Source organism: Promicromonospora noduliphila, from assembly GCF_056951025.1.
The window spans coordinates 4,627,224-4,644,797 of sequence record NZ_CM167806.1 but is presented as its reverse complement, the minus strand read 5'-3'; the positions used below and the strand labels follow the sequence as shown (position 1 = coordinate 4,644,797).

Annotated in this window: 12 protein-coding genes; 6 read left to right on the top strand and 6 right to left on the bottom strand. The window is 73.3% G+C overall.

Going from position 1 to position 17,574, the window contains the following annotated elements:
* Window positions 1-45 precede the first annotated feature (45 nt).
* Genes AC0QU1_RS20385 through AC0QU1_RS20370 form a run of 4 tightly spaced genes read right to left on the bottom strand, consistent with a single transcriptional unit; the run spans window position 46 to window position 7,108 of the window.
* Complete coding sequence (locus AC0QU1_RS20385) at window positions 46-2,373, bottom strand: amino acid ABC transporter ATP-binding/permease protein (protein WP_483571948.1); 2,328 nt, start codon at window positions 2,371-2,373, stop codon at window positions 46-48.
* Entirely contained in the window at window positions 2,370-4,478 is a 2,109-nt protein-coding gene (locus AC0QU1_RS20380; protein ID WP_483571946.1) for an ABC transporter ATP-binding protein/permease, read from the bottom strand. Before AC0QU1_RS20380 ends, AC0QU1_RS20385 begins: the two co-directional genes overlap by 4 nt.
* 34 nt (window positions 4,479-4,512) lie before the next feature.
* On the bottom strand, window positions 4,513-5,562 hold the full coding sequence (cydB, locus tag AC0QU1_RS20375) for a cytochrome d ubiquinol oxidase subunit II (protein ID WP_483571944.1): 1,050 nt from the start codon (window positions 5,560-5,562) through the stop codon (window positions 4,513-4,515).
* Between the two features lie 49 nt (window positions 5,563-5,611).
* Window positions 5,612-7,108: a cytochrome ubiquinol oxidase subunit I gene (locus AC0QU1_RS20370; protein ID WP_483571942.1), complete on the bottom strand. Its 1,497-nt coding sequence runs from the start codon at window positions 7,106-7,108 to the stop codon at window positions 5,612-5,614.
* Window positions 7,109-7,464: 356 nt separating this feature from the next.
* Between AC0QU1_RS20370 and AC0QU1_RS20365 the strand changes: the two genes are divergently transcribed.
* Together AC0QU1_RS20365 and AC0QU1_RS20360 are read left to right on the top strand one after the other, a co-directional pair.
* Window positions 7,465-11,442: an Rne/Rng family ribonuclease gene (locus tag AC0QU1_RS20365; RefSeq protein ID WP_483571940.1), complete on the top strand. Its 3,978-nt coding sequence runs from the start codon at window positions 7,465-7,467 to the stop codon at window positions 11,440-11,442.
* A 275-nt stretch (window positions 11,443-11,717) separates the two neighbouring features.
* Window positions 11,718-12,866 (top strand): acyltransferase family protein, encoded by a 1,149-nt coding sequence (locus AC0QU1_RS20360; RefSeq protein WP_483571938.1) that lies wholly within the window; start codon window positions 11,718-11,720, stop codon window positions 12,864-12,866.
* A 21-nt stretch (window positions 12,867-12,887) separates the two neighbouring features.
* Here the strand turns inward: AC0QU1_RS20360 and AC0QU1_RS20355 are convergent, their stop codons facing one another.
* Window positions 12,888-13,550, bottom strand: coding sequence for an alpha/beta fold hydrolase (locus tag AC0QU1_RS20355; RefSeq protein WP_483571936.1), 663 nt, complete (start codon window positions 13,548-13,550; stop codon window positions 12,888-12,890).
* A 35-nt stretch (window positions 13,551-13,585) separates the two neighbouring features.
* Between AC0QU1_RS20355 and AC0QU1_RS20350 the strand changes: the two genes are divergently transcribed.
* The gene (locus AC0QU1_RS20350) at window positions 13,586-14,332 is read left to right on the top strand and encodes a thymidine kinase (protein ID WP_483571934.1); all 747 of its coding nucleotides are present in this window, start codon (window positions 13,586-13,588) and stop codon (window positions 14,330-14,332) included.
* 104 nt (window positions 14,333-14,436) lie between these two features.
* Here AC0QU1_RS20350 and AC0QU1_RS20345 read toward each other — a convergent pair whose 3' ends face one another.
* Entirely contained in the window at window positions 14,437-15,027 is a 591-nt protein-coding gene (locus AC0QU1_RS20345) for a protein-L-isoaspartate O-methyltransferase family protein (protein WP_483571932.1), read from the bottom strand.
* A 235-nt stretch (window positions 15,028-15,262) separates the two neighbouring features.
* Between AC0QU1_RS20345 and rplU the strand changes: the two genes are divergently transcribed.
* The 3 genes from rplU (at window position 15,263) to obgE (ending at window position 17,569) form a co-directional block, all read left to right on the top strand.
* Entirely contained in the window at window positions 15,263-15,571 is a 309-nt protein-coding gene (gene rplU / locus AC0QU1_RS20340) for a 50S ribosomal protein L21 (protein WP_119143071.1), read from the top strand.
* 74 nt (window positions 15,572-15,645) lie between these two features.
* Window positions 15,646-15,903: a 50S ribosomal protein L27 gene (rpmA, locus tag AC0QU1_RS20335; RefSeq protein ID WP_483571930.1), complete on the top strand. Its 258-nt coding sequence runs from the start codon at window positions 15,646-15,648 to the stop codon at window positions 15,901-15,903.
* 148 nt (window positions 15,904-16,051) lie between these two features.
* On the top strand, window positions 16,052-17,569 hold the full coding sequence (gene obgE, locus AC0QU1_RS20330) for a GTPase ObgE (protein WP_483571928.1): 1,518 nt from the start codon (window positions 16,052-16,054) through the stop codon (window positions 17,567-17,569).
* Window positions 17,570-17,574: the final 5 nt, after the last annotated feature.

Here is a 17,574-nt window from a genome sequence, read left to right as displayed (position 1 = left end):
CAGGCCTGCAGCAGATGCCTGGTCAGACTTGCACCAGACGCCTGGTCAGGCATGGGTTTCCTGCGCCGCCGCCCAGGCGTAGTCCGGGTTGATGGCGAGCAGGTGCTCGTGACCGCCGCGGGCCACGACCGTAGCCACGCCGCCGTCGAGATGCGCATTGTCGGAGCGGTCAGTGCCCGACGCGCCCGATGCGTCGGCAGTGCCGGATGTGCTGCCAGCGCTCGACGCGGCGACAGGGCCGCCGGCCAGGAGAAGAACCTCGTCCGCTGCGGCCAGCGGCGTGAGGCGGTGCGTCGCCAGCAGCACGGCCCGGCCCGTCCTGCGGGCGTGCGCCGCGAGCGTCCGCACCAGCGCGTCGGCGGTGTCGGCGTCGAGGTGCTCGGCGGGCTCGTCCACGAGCAACACTCGTGCGGGGGACAGGAGCGCGCGGGCGGCCAGGAGCCGACGGCGCTCGCCGCCCGAGACCGCCGCCGCATCGGTGCCGAGCACCGTGTCCAGCCCGTCGGGCAGCACGGAGAGCCACTCACCCAGCCCGACAGCATCGAGCGCGGCCCGCGCTTCGTCGGGCGTGACGTCGCCGCGCGCGACCCGCAGATTCTCCAGCACGGTCGTGTCGAACACGTGCCCGTCCTCGGCCACGAACAACGCGCCGGTACGACCGTCTCCGGCGCGGGTGGCCCCCATGTGGGCAGCTTCCGCGCTGGTGGTCTCGGTGCGGGTCGTCTCGGCGCGAGTGGTCGGCAATCCGTCATGAGATCGGTAATCCGAGTTACCGATCTCATGACGGATTGCCGACCGGACGGGGGCGGTGCCGCCTGCCGCCCGGTCGGTCACGGTGCCGCTCGCTGACCGGGCGGCCACCGTGCCGCTTGCCGACTGCGCGGTTACCGTGCCGCGGACAGGCCGGATCAGGCCCGCCGCGGTCATCAGCAGCGTCGTCTTGCCGACGCCGGACGGACCCGCCAGCGCCACGACCGACCCCGGCCGGAGCGTGAGGGACACCCCCTCGACGGCGACGCGCGGCTCGCCGTCCGCGTCCGGCCAGCCGGCGGCGACGTCGTCGAGCACGAGCAGCACGCGGTCCCCGGCGTCAACGCCCCCACCCTCGAACATGTCAGACGCCGGGATCACTCCGGTGACCTGTGCATCTGGCACGCCCCCGGGCAGTGGTCCCGCCGCTGCCCCCGACGCCGCCGGTTCCGGCGTGACAACCCTCGACCCCGCAGCCGCTGATGCCGCGGCGGCCGGCTCAGCCGACGCATGCGACGCCGACGTCACAGCACTCGCAGCCGCCGTCGCCGCTCCGGCCCGCGCCGTCGCGGCCGCCGCTGCCGGCGTCGACGCTGCTGCCTTCGCTGATCCCGACAGCGGCAGCTCTGCGGGCAGCAGCGCCAGCAGCCGGCGGGCCGCCTCGCGCGACCGGTGGAACTGCACGGCAGCGGCGGGGAGGCCCGCTGTCGCCTCGAACACGGCGAGCGGCGTCAGCACGATCACCGACAGCGCCTCGGGCGACAGCGCACCCGACAGCGTCGCCGGGATCCCCAGCGCCAGCGAGGCCAGCACCGCGAGTCCCTGCGCCAGCGCCCCCAGGGCTGCGGCCAGCCCGGAGGTGCGGGCCCCGTCGTCGGCGACGGCGGACAAGCGCGCGTCCGCCGCGTCAAGGTCGGCCAGCCGCGCGCCGAACCGGCCCGCGACCCGCAGCGGGGCCGACTCCTCCAGGATCTCCAGGGAAAGCGCCGTCACCTCGCCGCGTGCCGCCGCCCCGCGCGCCTCGGTCCGGGCCGCGGCACGCGCGGCCAGCCACGGTGTCACGATTCCGGCGAGCGCCAGGCAGAACGCCAGCGCCACCCCCGCCGCAGGCAGGAGCGCGCCGAGCAGGATCACCGAGCCGATCGACGTCACCGCCGCGACGCCGGCGGGTATCAGCGCGCGGACCACGACGTCGCCGACGTCGTCCACGTCCTGGCCGATCCGCGCCAGGAGCTCGCCGCGCCGCACGGTGACCGGCCGGTCGCTGGCGGCGAGCCGTTCGTAGAGGTTGGCGCGCAGGGCGGCCATGCCGCGCAGCGCGACGTCGTGCGAGGCGAGGCGCTCGCAGTAGCGCAGCACGCCGCGCCCGATCCCGAACGCTCGGACGGCGACGACGGCCACCGACAGGGTGAGCACCGGCGGCATCTGCGACGCCCGCGCGATGAGCCAGGCCGCGACGGCCGCGAGCCCGATCGCGCAGGCCAGGGCCAGCACGCCGAGCCCGATCGCGGCTACGACCTTGCCCGGCCGGACCTCCAGCAGGGGCAGGATGCGCCGCAACGGATCGGGGCGCCCGCCCCGGGGCGCCTCCCGGACCTGGCCACGGGTCGACGGGCTGGTCATCGCGCCTCCCGGCCGGTCGCGGGATCGGCGCCCGGACCTGCTCCCGGATCTGCCGCCGAACGCACGTCGATCACCTGGTCCGCGAGCCCGAGCAGCGACGCCCGGTGCGCGACGACGAGCACGGTCCGACCGGCGTCACGCCAGGCCCGGACGGTGTCGAGCACGGCCTGCTCGCCGCGTGCGTCGAGGTGCGCGGTCGGCTCGTCGAGGATCACCAGCGGCTTGGTCGCGGCGTCGTCGAGCAGGGCGGACGTCAGCGCCACGCGCTGCCGCTGCCCCACGGACAGTCCGACGCCGCCCAGCCCGACGCGCGTGTCCCAGCCGTCCGGCAGCGAGTCGACGACGTCGTCCAGCCCCGTCAGCCGGGCCGCCTCGACGAGCGCCTGCTCTAGGCCCGGATCCGAGTCCGCGTCCGAGCCCGGAACACTGTCCAGCACGACGTCGCGCAGCCGCCCAGGCGGGAGCGACGGCCGCTGCGGCACCCAGGTGACCATCGACCACCAGGCCTCCAGCCCGCCGACGGCCTCGTCAGCCAGTTCGCCAAACCTGCCGCGTTCGCCAGCCCCACCGCCGCCAGCGTTGTGATCAGCAGCCCCGCGATCGACGGCTCCACCGTCAGCACCCGTGCGGTCGGCAGCCTCGTCGCCGCCATCCCAACCGGCGACAGTTCGACCCGGCGGCACCAGCCCCACCCGCCCGGCGTCGGGCCTCAGCAGCCCGAGAATCGCGAGCACGGCAGTCGACTTGCCGGACCCGCTCGGCCCGCGCAACGCGACGACCCGCCCGCCCCCGGCCTCGCCGGCCCCGAGCGGGATCCGCGCGGACAGCCCCGCAGGCGCAAGGACGCCTCGCCCGACAGCCCGCACGGAAACCCGATCCAGCACGAGCGTCCCCCCGGAAGCCCGCGCTGCCCCACCCTCCGACCGGACGGAACCAGGGGCAGCAGCCCAAGCAACACCAGCAGCCCCAGCATCAAGCAGAGCAAACGCCCGAGAAACTGCGGCCACCCCATCGACCGACGCGTGAAACTCCGCCCCCACCCGCCGCAGCGGCAGGTACACCTCAGGCGCCAGCACCAGCACAGCGATCGCCGGTTGCAGCAACATGGCACCCTCGACCAGCCGCAGCCCGACGCCCACCGCGACGATCGCCACCGACAACGTGGTCAGCAGCTCCAGCACCATCGAGGAGAGGAACGCGATCCGCAGCGTGCCCATCGTGGCCTTGCGGGAGGCGTCGCCCAGCGCGCGCACCCGCTCACCCGGCCCGACCGAGCGCCCGAACGCGCGCAGGGTCGGCAGCCCGGCGACCAGGTCGAGCACCTGGGCGCCGAGCCGCTGCACGGTGGCGAGCCGCCGTTCGGACGTCCCGGCCGTCAGCCGCCCCACGAGCACCATGAACACGGGCACGAGCGGCAGGGTCACGATCACGATCACCGCGGAGACCCAGTCCAGGCCGAGCACCACGCAGACGAGCGTGGGCGTGAGCAGCGCCGTCAGCACGAGCTGCGGCACGTAGCGCACGAGGTACGGTTCCAGAGCGTCCAGCCCGCGCGTCGCGAGCGTCGCCACCTCGGCCTCGGGGCTCGCGCCGCTCCCGCTGCCCGACGTCGGAGCGCCGCTCCCGCTGCTCGACGCCGATACGCCAGCTCCGCCGTCGGCCACGCTGTCACTACCCGCCGCCGCGTTACCGCTCCCGCCGTCTGCCACGGCACCGCCCGCCGCCGCGACGCCCGCCGCCGCGCCGTCCGCCAGCAAACCACCCACCGCCGCCCAACCGGCCCGCGGCCCCCGCACCGCCCACGCCTCCACTACCGCGCGCCGCAGCTCGGCGATCGTCCGGGCGGCGGCGCGCAGCGCGTACCGCTCCTGCGCCCATGCGACGCCGGCCCGTCCGGCGACGACGAACGCCAGCCCCCCGAAGAGCCACGCCGCCGCGGGCCCGGACACGCCGTCGCCGTGCACCACGGGCGCCAGGAGGGCGGCGATCAGCAGGGCCTGCGCCACGATCAGCCCGGCCGCCGCCACGCCGAGCCCCACGGTGAGCACGACATACCAGCGGGCCGCGCGGACCTGCTGCAGCAGCCGGGGGTCGAGGGGTTTCACGAGACCATGGTCCCGCGCGCGCCTGGAGAACGGTTCAGAACGCCGACTCCTTGATCTTCTTCCACGTCAGCCCGGCCGGTGCGGGAATGTGCTCGACGGTCAGCCGGCGCCGGAACACCCAGTACGTCCACCCCTGGTAGAGGATCACCAGCGGCGTGAGCACCACGGCCACCCAGGTCATGACGGTCAGCGTGTACGGGGTCGACGACGCCTCGGCGATGCTCAGCGAGTTGCCCCCGCCCAGTCCCGGCATGACGTCGGGGTACATGGACCCGAAGATCAGCACCACGGCCGCGACGATCGTCACGGCGGAGAGCCCGAACGCCCACCCCTCGCGCCCGGCACGGTTCGTCAGCACGACGCCGACCAGGGCCAGCGCAGCGACCGCCACGACGGCCCACGTCCAGGTCACCGAGAACGCGAGCTGCGCCCAGACCGCCCACCCGCCGGCCACCAGCACCGCCGCGACCGACAGCACCCCGGCGAACCGGCGGGCCCGCGCCCGGATCTCGCCGTCCGTCTTCAGCGCTACGAACACGGAACCGTGCAGCAGGAACAGCACGAGGGTCGTGGCGCCGCCGAGCAGCGCGAACGGGTTGAGCAGGGCCCAGAACCCGCCCACGTACTGGTGCGCCTCATCGAGCTGGACGCCGCGGACCAGGTTCGCGAACGCCACGCCCCAGAGGATGGCCGGCACCCACGAGCCCACCTGGATGGCGAGATCGCAGCGGCGCGCCCAGACGGCGTCGGCGATCTTGCCGCGGTACTCGAAGGCGACCCCGCGCACGATGAGCGCCACCAGGATGAGCAGCAGCGGCAGGTAGAAGCCCGAGAACAGGGTCGCGTACCACTCGGGGAACGCCGCGAAGGTGGCGCCGCCCGCGGTGAGCAGCCACACCTCGTTGCCGTCCCAGACCGGCCCGATGCTGTTCACCAGCACGCGCCGCTCCTTCTCCCGGTGCGCGGCGTCGCCGCGCGGGAGCAGGGACATCAGCATGCCGACGCCGAAGTCGAAGCCCTCGAGCACGAGGTACCCGGTCCACAGGACCGCGATGATGAAGAACCACACGAGTGCGAGGTCCATGGTCACGTCCTTATCTGCCTGCGAAGCTGCTGTCAGTCGGTCGAGGGGATCAGTAGGCGAACGAGAGCGGCCGGTCGGCGTCGTCGGCTGCGGCCTCTGGCGACTCGTCGCGGACCGTCGAGGGCACCCCCTCGACCGCGTACCGGTGCATGAGCCGGTACCAGACCACCGCGAGCGCGCCGTAGACCAGCGTGAAGACGATCATCGACGTGAGCACCATGCCGGGGCTCACCACCTCGGAGACGCCGCGCATGGTGAGCAGCCGGATCTGGTCGATGCCCGTGGGGTTCGGCGCCACCACCCAGGGCTGGCGCCCCATCTCGGTGAAGATCCAGCCGAACGACGAGGCGAGGAAGGGCGTGGGGATCGCGGCGATCCCGATGCGGGCGAGCCACTGGTTGTCGCTGACCCGGCCGCCCCGGGTGAACCACAGGGCGGCCAGGGCGAGCAACGCCGACCCGGCGGCGAACCCGATCATGAGCCGGAAGCTCCAGTAGGTGACGGCGAGGTTCGGCGTGTACGAGATCGGGTTGCCGGCGTCGTCGGTCTCGCCGTACCGCTCGGAGTACTGCTCCTGGACGTCGTTGACGCCCGGCAGGAAGCTCTCCTCGCCGGAGAAGTGGCCGGTGCCCAGGTAGCTGGCCAGGCCCGGTACCTCCAGGATGTGCCGGACGCCTTCGCACGAGTTGGACAGGTCGCCGATCGTGAGGATCGAGAAGTTCGCGCCCTGCTCGCCCTCGCACAACGCTTCGGCCGACGCCATCTTGCCCGGCTGCTGCTCGAACATCAGCTTGCCCTGGACGTCGCCCGTCAGCGCGACGCCGACGCCGGCGACCAGCATGACCACCGTGCCGAGGACGACGGCCGGACGGTAGACGTCGCGGGCCAGCTCCACGTTCTCCGGCCGCTTCGTGCGGGCCAGGCGCACCATCCACCAGGCGGCGATGCCGGCCACGAAGGTCCCGGCCGTCAGGAACGCGGCGGCGACGGCGTGCGGGAACGCCGCCCACAGCGTGTTGTTGGCGAGGATCACCCAGATCGACTCCATCTCGGCGCGGCCCGTCTCGGGGTTGAACCGGGCGCCGACGGGGTGCTGCATCCACGAGTTGGCGGCCAGGATGAAGAAGGCCGACAGGTTCACCGCGACGGCCACGGCCCAGATGCAGGCGAGGTGCACCTTCTTGTTCAGCCGGTCCCAGCCGAAGATCCACAGACCGAGGAACGTGGACTCCACGAAGAAGGCCGCCAGGGCCTCCATGGCGAGCGGAGCCCCGAACACGTCGCCGACGAACCGGGAGTACTCGCTCCAGTTCATCCCGAACTGGAACTCCTGCACGATGCCGGTGACGACGCCGAGGGCGAAGTTGATGAGGAAGAGCTTGCCGAAGAACTTCGTCAGGCGCAGCCACCGCTCGTTTCCCGTCCGGACCCAGGCCGTCTGCATGATGGCCACCAGCGGCGCGAGGCCGATCGTGAGCGGCACGAAGATGAAGTGATAGACGGTCGTGATGCCGAACTGCCAGCGTGCCAGGTCGAGAGCTTCCACTCCGGGCTCCTGATGGGGTATTCGTCGCTTGTGAATGTCTTCACAAGGCACTGTACACGCAGTTGAACCACGCTTTGGTCCGAGCAGGGCTGGCCTCGTCTCCTGTGCGATACTGGACGGACCCGCGCGGGCCCACATCCCTGCGCGGCCTGCAGAGTCCAACCCTGCCCGATCCGCACGCGGTGCCGCTGTCACGACAGAACGTGGCCGCAGGCGTCCGCGAAGATCGCAGGAACAGGGCCGCAGCCGAGACTTCCGTCCAGATGTGTCGCTTCGCCGCGATGCATCCGCCGGACGACCGACCGCCAGGCGGTCCGCGTGGTGTGGAGCGGACGCCGGTTACAGGAGTACCTCACGTGACGCCTTCCAGCACCACCGGTTCGACCATCGGGTCACAGGATGATCACGACGCACCTGAGGCGAATGCCCAGGTCACCACTGGTGAGGGGGCTCCGGCGGACGGCGCGCCGGCCAAGCGCCCGCGTCGCAGGGCCACGAGGGCCGTCGTCTCGACGGCGAACGTCGAGCCCATCGTCGTCGGGCCGTCCGCGGCCGCCACGACCCCGGCCGAGGCCCCGCCCGTGACCACGGGCGGCACCGCGGCCGTCGCCACCTCGACGGGTTCCGCCGCCGCCGAGCCCACCGCCAAGCGCCCCCGCCGTCGGGCCACGCGCGGCGTCTCTTCCCCGACGGCGGCCGCGCCCGTCACCGAGCCGACGGCGGCCGAGCCGGTCGTCGCGGAGCCCGCGGCTGAGCCGACGGCGCCGGCTGCCGGCGAGCCCGTTCCGGCCGAGGCGCAGGCTTCGACTGAGACGGAAATCACTGCCGACACGACCGGGCTCGAGGCCGAGGCAACCGGACCCGAGGTGACCGATGTCACTGAGTCCGAGACCGCTGACGGCGCTCAGAGCGAGCCCGCCGACGCGACCGAGAGCGACGCCGCCGACGCGGCCGAGCCCCAGGACGCAGGCACGGCCGGGCCAGAGACCCCTGACACCGAGCCCGAGGCGGCCTCGCCCGAGTCTGCCGACGGGGAGCCCGTTGTCGAAGAGCCCGCCGAAGAGTCCGCCGCCCACGGCATCGTGCTCCCGGAGCCCGTCGCGGACACCGAGGCCCCGGCCCGCCAGGTCGCGAGCCTCGACGACATCGTCCTGCCCGTCGGGCCCGTCGAGTCTGCAGCGCAGGCGGAGGACGCCGCACCGAAGCGCCGTACCCGCAGGCGGGCCGAGCCGACGGCGGAGGCCGCCGCGGTCGAGCCCGAGGCTGCAGAGTCCGGTCCCCGGCGCACTCGGTCGCGCCGCAAGCCGGCCTCCGCCGAGCAGGCCGCGCCTGACGCCGAGACCACCCCGGCCGGGGAGACCGCGCCGCCCGCCGGTGACGCACCTGCCGCTGAGGCACCTGCCGCCGAGCCCGCCGAGGAGTCTCAGGCAGAACCGGCCCCGAAGACCCGCACGCGCCGCGGCCGCCGTCCGGCGGCGGAGCGGACCGAGGAGCCCGCGACCGAGGCGCCCACGCAGCCCGCATCGCCCGCCGCGACCCCCTCCGGCACCCGCGTCCCGCGCCTTGCCACGACGGCGCTGCTGTTCCAGGCGCCGGACGACTCGGCGGCGCGCCGCCCGCGGCGCGCTCAGGCTCCCGCCGGGCCGCCGCGCCCCCAGGACCTGACGCCGCAGTTCGCGCGCCCGGTCGCCCGTCCGGTCGAGCCCGCCGAGCCGGCGCCCCGAGCCGCCGAGCCGGCGACCGAGGCGCCCGCCGAGGCCACGACCGAGGCCGCGCCGGACAGCACGACCGAGGCCCGTCCGCGCCGGTCCGGCTCCCGCCGGGCCGTGCGCCGCACGGGGCCGAGCTCCGAGTCGGCCGCCCAGGCCGGCGTCGACGAGAGCACGTCGGCCGACACCGGCGCCGAGCCCACCGGCGAGGCGGGCGTCGAGACGTCGGCCCGCGAGGCGAACGTCGCGCGGGTCCCGCAGTTCGTCGCCGCTGAGCTCAGCGAGGACGACGCGGCGGCCGTCGACGAGGTCGGCGCGATCGAGGACGAGCTGGTCGCCGAGGGCGTCGAGCTGGAAGAGCTCGCCCCCGAGGACTTCGAGGAGTACGACGACGAGGAGGTGCGCCCGTCGCGCCGTCGTCGGCGCAGGGGTGGACGGGGCCGCCGCGGCGGCCGCGCGAACCGCTCGGACGACCTGGACGACTCGGCGGACGAGGACCAGGACGACGAGTCCGACGAGGACGCGCAGTCGTCCGCCGACGAGGACGCCGACGCCGAGGCCGACGCAGAGGACTCGGCCCAGGACGCCGTCGACGGCGAGGGTGAGGGTGGCAGCCGCCGCCGTCGCCGTCGGCGCAGGGGTACGCGCGGCGAGCGCGCCGAGGCCGCCGCAGCCCGCTCGGGCCGCGGCGACGAGGTGACCGCGCTCAAGGGCTCCACGCGGCTCGAGGCCAAGCGTCAGCGCCGCCGCGAGGGGCGCGACCACGGCCGCCGCCGGCAGATCATCACCGAGGCCGAGTTCCTGGCCCGCCGCGAGTCGGTGCAGCGGTCGATGATCGTGCGCGAGAAGAACGGCCGCACGCAGATCGCGGTGCTGGAGGACGGCGTGCTCGTCGAGCACTACGTCTCGCAGCAGTCGCAGGCGTCGATGGCCGGCAACGTGTACCTGGGCCGCGTCCAGAACGTGCTGCCCTCGATGGAGGCCGCATTCGTCGACGTCGGCAAGGGCCGCAACGCCGTGCTGTACGCGGGCGAGGTGAACTGGGACGCCGCGGGCCTGGAGGGCCAGCCGCGCCGGATCGAGCAGGCGCTGAAGTCGGGCGACTCGGTGCTGGTGCAGGTCACCAAGGACCCGATCGGTCACAAGGGTGCCCGGCTCACCAGCCAGGTCACGCTCGCGGGCCGGTACCTGGTGTTCGTGCCGGGCGGCGGCATGACCGGCATCAGCCGCAAGCTGCCCGACACCGAGCGGTCGCGCCTCAAGACGATCCTCCGCGAGGTGGTCCCTGAGGGCGCCGGCGTCATCGTGCGCACCGCCGCCGAGGGGGCGAGCGAGGACGAGCTGCGCGCCGACGTCGCACGCCTGCAGGGTCAGTGGGACGCCATCCAGGCCAAGGCCAAGAAGGCGTCCGCGCCGGCCCTGCTGCAGGGTGAGCCGGACATGGCCATCCGCGTGGTCCGGGACATCTTCAACGACGACTTCTCGTCGCTGATCGTGCAGGGCGCCGGAGCGTGGGACGAGATCGCGGCCTACGTCGAGGAGCTCGCGCCCGACCTGCGCGAGCGGGTGTCCAAGTGGGTCGAGAACACCGACGTGTTCCACGTGCACCGCGTGGACGAGCAGCTCGCCAAGGGCATGGACCGCAAGGTCTGGCTGCCGTCGGGCGGCTCGCTGGTCATCGACCGTACAGAGGCCATGACCGTCGTGGACGTCAACACCGGCAAGTTCACCGGTGCGGGCGGCACGCTCGAGGAGACCGTCACGCGGAACAACCTCGAGGCGGCCGAGGAGATCGTGCGGCAGCTCCGGCTGCGTGACATCGGCGGCATCATCGTCATCGACTTCATCGACATGGTGCTCGAGTCCAACCGCGACCTCGTGCTGCGTCGCCTGGTCGAGTGCCTCGGCCGGGACCGCACCAAGCACCAGGTCGCCGAGGTGACCTCGCTGGGCCTGGTCCAGATGACGCGCAAGCGCGTGGGCCAGGGCCTCGTCGAGGCGTTCTCCGAGACCTGCGAGCACTGCAAGGGCCGCGGGTTCATCGTGCACGACGAGCCGATCGAGAAGCCGGGCAACGGCATCAGCTCGGGTGGGTCCGCCGCGGTCGAGGAGAGCCCGCGCTCCGCGCGCTCGCGCCGTAAGCGCGGCAAGGAGGCCAAGGAGAAGGCGGCCTCCACGCCGGAGCAGACGGCACCGGTCGCCAGCCTGCCCGAGGAGCGGTCGGAGGCGCGCGAGGCCGTCAAGGCCACGCTCGCCACGATCGCGGCCGCGGCGCAGCACGCGCACGAGACGAAGGACGCCCCGGAGGACGGTCCATCGACCCTGGACGAGATCCAGCTTCCCGAGGCGGGGGTCGCCGCGTCGTCCGGCTCGGCCGCCGCGCCGTCCGGTCCGGCTGCATCGTCTCCGGCCGTATCGCCCGGCTCGGACGGCGCGGCGTCGCCCGAACCGGCTGTCTCGTCGGACCCGGCCGCATCGCCGTCGGCGGATGCGCCGGACTTGCCCCCGGCCGAACCTGCTGACGGGGCGGACGACGCCGCGCCGTCCGCGAGCGAGACGCCGGAGGGGGGCTCCGGCACTGGGCAGCCGGAACCGCCCAAAGGAGCTGGCGACGAGGTCGCCTAAGCAGAAGGGTTTCTGGGCGCGGCTGCTGGGCCGCTGACCTGATCCCGACGAGGGCCGTCACCGTGAGGTGGCGGCCCTCGTTTCTTTGTGCCCGAAGACCGTCGTCCCCGGAGACGCCGTCTCCGCAGACCTCCGGCCCTGAGGTCCCCTGCTCAAATTCCTTGCGGGCACTCCTCGTTCTGTGGTTCATTAGTCTAGTAACGAACCGACGAAGCCTGGCGGCCGCCGACGACAGCACCCGGACGGCTGCCCACCACGACGAACTGGAGACCACGATGACCACGACCGTCGCGAGGTCGACGACCACCCGCCTGGGGTACGTCGACAACCTGCGGATCCTGCTGACCGTGCTCGTGCTGGCGCACCACAGCGCCGTGACCTACGGCGCGCTCCCACTCTGGTACTGGACCGAGCCGAGCGACAGCCCCTCCGGCGTCGCGCTGATGCTGTTCGTGATCGTGAACCAGTTCTACTTCATGGGCTTCTTCTTCCTGCTCTCCGGCCTCTTCGTCCCCGGGTCGGTGGACCGCAAGGGGCCCGGCGCCTTCGCCAGGGACCGCCTGGTCCGGCTCGGCGTCCCGCTGGTGGCGTTCTGGCTGGTGGCGCGGCCCGTCCTGGCGCTGCCGCAGTGGCCGGAGCACAGCGCGCAGGGGGAGTCGTTCCTGCAGTTCTGGTTCACCGTCGGCGACCCCGGACCGCTGTGGTTCGTCGAGGTGCTCCTGGTGATGTCGCTCGCGTACGCCGCCGTCCGCGCGCTGCGCGCTCGGTCCGTCGCCACGTCGGTCATGGCCGACGGCGGCCCGCGCACCGTGGTTGACGCCGCGCCCCGCCGCGTGGGGTTCTGGGCGATCGCCGGACTCGTCGGGCTGCTGACGGTCGTGTCGTTCCTCTGGCGGCTGATCGTGCCGGCCGGAACCTACTGGGAGACCGTCGGCCTGCCGACCCCTGCGTACCTGCCGCAGTACGTGATCCTCTTCGTGGTCGGCCTGCTGGCGACCCGTCGCGGGTGGCTCACCGCGCTCACCGTGCGGCAGGGCTGGGTCGCCCTGGTGGTCGCGCTGGTCAGCGTGGGGCTGGCGCTCGGCACGACCGTCCTCGCGACCGCGCCCGGCGCCGGGGCTCTCGCCCTGCTGGGCTCCTGCCTGGCCGAGAACGTCTTCGCCGTGAGCACGATCGTGGCGCTGCTGGTGCTGTTCCGGGAGCGGTTCTCCGGCCGGCCCGCCTGGGCGGCGTTCGCCGCGCGGAACTCCTACGCGGTGTACGTCATCCACCCGCTGGTGCTGGTCGGCGTCGCGATCCTCCTGGCGCCGGTCGTAGCCTCGGCGGGCGTGAAGTTCCTGATCCTGCTCGCGCTCGCGGTGCCGCTGTGCTGGCTGTTCGCCCACCTGCTGCGGCGGATCCCTGGGGTGTCGCGGGTGCTGTAGTGCGGTACGGCCGCGCCTCCGTCAGTCGTCCTTGGGCAGCCGCGCGTAGAAGTCGGCGATGGTCCGCGAGAAGAGCTCCGGGAACTGGACGTTCCACGGATGTCCCGCGCGCGGGATGACCCGCAGCTCGGCGTCCGGCACGGCGGCGGCGATCTCGCGGGCCGCCGGGAGGTTGGCGATGTCGCGGCTGCCGCACAGCACCAGCGTGGGCGCCCGGATGTCGGTCAGCCGGCCGCGGAAGTCCGCGTCGGCGACCACCCGGAGCGCGCCGAGCCACTGTGCCTTGGTCAGGGCCATCCCCGTGGCGGTGCGCTCCGGCAGCATCCGGATGATCGTGCGCTGGATCAGCATCAGGGTGGGATGGGGGCGCACCTGGCTGCCCGAGAGCACGAGGGAGGCGACCCGCTCGGGAAAGTCGAGCGCGAGCTGGGTGGCCGTCATCGCCCCGAGCGACAGGCCGCAGACGTGCACGCGTTCGACGCCGTGCTCGTCGAGCAGGTCGCGCAGGCCGCGGGCCGCACCCGCGAACGTGAACCCACCCGGCGTGGCCGCCTGGTCGAGCCCGGGGATCTCCGGGGCCAGACCCACGAACCCGTGGGGCAGCGCGCCGAGCTGGGCGGCCCACGGGTCGACGCCGGCACCCAGTCCTGGCAGGAACAACACCGTCTCGACGTCGGTAGCCATGCCGGCCAACCTAACGGAATGCTTGACTGGTTCCCATGACGAATGGCCTGGTGACGGATGGCCTGGGCGCCGGGCGCCTCGAAGTGATCGCCGGCCCCATGTTCGCGGGCAAGTCCGAGGAGCTGCTGCGCCGGGTGCGCCGCGCCGAGATCGCTCGGCGCGGCGTGCTGGTGGTGAGCCACGCGCTGGACGCGCGGCGCGGTCTCGGCCGGGTCAGCTCGCACTCGGGGCTGGGCGCGACGTCGCACACGGTGTCGGACGCCGCGGAGATCCCCGCCCTGCTCGCCGTCGGCGGCGGGGCGGACGCCGGAACCGGGGCGGGCGGCGGAGCCAGGGCGGGCGCCGGAACCAGCGGCGAGCCCGGGGCCCCGGGTGGGGCCGACGCCGGAGCTCCGGACGGGCCAGGCGCCGGAGCCGATGCCCCGACCGAGCTCGTTGCCATCGACGAGGCCCAGTTCTTCGGCGCCGGCCTCGTGCCCGTGGTCACGGAGCTCGCGGACCGGGGGCTCGTGGTGGTCGTCGCGGGGCTCTCGGTCACGTTCGACGGGCAGCCCTTCTCGCCCCTGCCCGAGCTGATGGCGCTGGCCGAGTCGGTCGACAAGCTCACCGCCGTCTGCTCGGTGTGCGGCGCGGACGCCGCGTTCCACGTCCGCGTGCCGGGTGCCCCGCCGCTCCCCGACACTGGCCCCGCCGACGCGGGCGGCGCCCTGGTACCGGTCCCGGCCCACGTAGGCGGCCCGGAATCCTACGAGGCCCGCTGCCGCAGACACGCGGCGGTGTGATCGGCAGGACAAGCGTGGTCGGCAAAATGTCAGGTGATCGGCACCTCGGAATGCCGATCACCTGACATTCTGCCGACCACATGCCCCCGCCCGCGCCCGCCCGCTCAGTCCTCCACCAGGGGTACGAAGCGGTAGCCGCCGTGGTCGGTCGCTCGGGTGCGTCCGTCGGGCAGGCGTTCGACGAGCAGCATCGTCGTCCGGACCGGGATGACCATGCGGCCGCCGAACCCGACCTGTTCCACCAGCGTGCGCGGTAGCGCGTCGGCCGACGCGGACACCAGGATCCGGTCCCAGCCGTGCGGCCGCGGGTGGCCGAGCACGCCGGGGGTCGCCCGTTCGAGCCGCGCCCAGTCCATGCCCGTGCGCTCGACGTTCGCGGCACCCCAGTCGGCGAGCCGGGCGTCGCGCTCCACGCCGAGCACCGAGCCGTGCGGACCCGCGAGGTAGGCGAGCAGCGCGGTGGTCCAGCCGGAGCCCGCGCCGACGTCGAGCACGCGCGCACCCAGCGGGACGCGCAGCAGGCGCAGCATGGCGGCGACCGTCGCCGGCTGGGACGACGTCTGTCCGCGCCCGATCGGCAGCGGCCGGTCCTGGTCCGCGAACGGCCGCTGGGACCGCGGCAGGAAGTCTCGGCGCGGCACTGCCCGCATCGCGCGCGCGATGTCGTCGTGCTCGACCGCTGGTTCGGAGAGCATCAGGAATCACCTGCGCCCAGGGTAGGCACAGCCGCGTGAGGGTGGGCAAGGCCACGTGGCGACCGGTTTGAACCCGCCCAGGGCATCGCGTAACCTTGATCTTCGGTGTGCTGTCTGCACACCAGTCCTGCGTGCCCATGGCGCACCGCACTCGACCGCCGCGGCGGAGCGAGTCACAGTTAAGCCGGTGGATCCCGTCGTGCGCGCACGCCAAGACCAGAGAGATGAGTTGAACGTGGTGTACGCGATCGTCAAGGCCGGTGGCCGCCAGGAGAAGGTGTCCGTCGGAAGCATCGTCGTCATGGACCGTGTCCAGTCGGCGCCCGGTGAGACCGTCGAGCTCCCGGCCCTGCTGCTCGTGGACGGGGAGAAGGTGACCACCGACGCCAAGAAGCTGGCCAAGGTCAAGGTCACCGCTGAGGTCGTGCGGGACGAGAAGGGTCCCAAGATCACGATCCTCAAGTACAAGAACAAGACCGGCTACCGCAAGCGTCAGGGTCACCGTCAGTCGCTGACCCGGCTCAAGGTCACCGGCATCAAGTGACTTCCGCTGCGGGCCCGTGTGGACGGACCCGCGCGATACCGATTCTCCTTCGTCCCGAAAGACAGGTTCTTCAGATGGCACACAAGAAGGGCGCGAGCTCCTCGCGCAACGGTCGTGACTCCAACGCCCAGCGCCTCGGCGTGAAGCGCTTCGGCGGCCAGGTCGTGAAGGCCGGCGAGATCATCGTCCGCCAGCGCGGCACCCACTTCCACCCCGGCATCAACGTGGGCCGCGGCAAGGACGACACCCTGTTCGCCCTCGACGCCGGCGCCGTGCAGTTCGGCACCCGTCGCGGCCGCAGGGTCATCGACATCGTCGCCGCCGAGGCCTGAGCCCCGGCTTCCGCGTAGAGGGGGCGCACCGGTGACGGTGCGCCCCCTTCGCTGTTCCTGGAGCGACCCGTCCCGGGCGCCCACCGAGTTTTCTGCCGCGCTGCGCGGTACCTGAGCCGCGCCGCGCGGTACCTGAGAGGATCGAGACATGGCCAGCTTCGTGGACCGGGTGGTGCTGCACGCCATCGGCGGCAACGGCGGGAACGGCTGCGTCTCGATCCGGCGCGAGAAGTTCAAGCCGCTGGCTGGGCCCGACGGCGGCAACGGGGGTGACGGCGGCAGCGTGAAGCTGGTCGTCGACCCGAACACGACCACCCTGCTGGAGTACCACCACTCGCCGCACCGGCGGGCGACGTCGGGCACCCAGGGGATGGGCGACGACCGCGACGGCGCCAAGGGCGGCGACCTGGTCCTGAAGGTGCCGGACGGCACCGTCGTGAAGGGCCTCGACGGCACCGTGCTGGCCGACCTCGTGGGCAGCGGCGCCGAGTACGTCGTCGCGGCCGGCGGCAAGGGCGGCCTGGGCAACCGGGCGCTGTCCTCGCCCAGGCGCAAGGCCCCCGGCTTCGCGCTGCTCGGCGAGGAGGGCGAGACCGCCGACGTCGAGCTCGAGGTCAAGACCATCGCCGACGTCGCGCTCGTGGGCTTCCCGAGTGCTGGCAAGTCCTCGCTGATCGCCGCGATCTCGGCCGCGCGGCCCAAGATCGCCGACTACCCGTTCACCACCCTCGTGCCCAACCTCGGGGTGGTGCAGGCCGACCAGTCGCGGTTCACCGTCGCGGACGTGCCCGGCCTGATCCCCGGCGCGAGCCAGGGCAAGGGCCTGGGGCTGGAGTTCCTGCGGCACATCGAGCGGACGGCGATGATCGTGCACGTGCTCGACTGCGCCACGCTGGAGCCGGGCCGTGACCCGATCAGTGACCTCGACGCGATCGAGGCGGAGCTCGCCGCCTACTCCGGGGACATCGGCATCGCGGGCGGCCGCGTGCCGCTCGCCGAGCGCCCCCGGCTCGTGGTGCTCAACAAGATCGACGTGCCCGAGGCGCGTGAGCTGGCGGAGTTCGTCCGGCCCGACCTGGAGGCGCGCGGGCTGCGGGTCTTCGAGGTCTCCACGGCGTCCCACGAGGGCCTGCGCGAGCTGAAGTTCGCCCTGGCCGAGGTGGTGGAGAAGGCCCGCGCCGCCGCACCGCCGCCCGAGCCGGCCCGCATCGTGCTGCGCCCGCGCGCGGTGGACGAGTCGAAGTTCACCGTGCGCCGGCTGGGCGGCGAGACCGCCTACTGGTTCGAGGTGCGCGGCACCAAGCCCGAGCGGTGGGTGCGCCAGACCGACTTCAACAACGACGAGGCCGTCGGCTTCCTCGCCGACCGGCTCGCGAAGCTCGGCGTCGAGGACGGGCTGTTCAAGGCCGGCGCCGTCGCGGGGGACGAGGTGCGCATCGGCGACCCGGACAACGCCGTCGTCTTCGACTGGGAGCCCACGCTGCAGACCGGTCCGGAGCTGCTCGGCGGGCGCGGCACCGACCTGCGGCTCGACCGCAACGAGCGGCCCACCCGCGGCGAGAAGCGCCGGGAGTACACCGAGCGCATGGACGCGAAGACCGCCGCGCGGCAGGAGCTGTGGACCGAGCGCGAGGCCGGCCACTGGACGGACCCCGACGAGGACTGACGCCC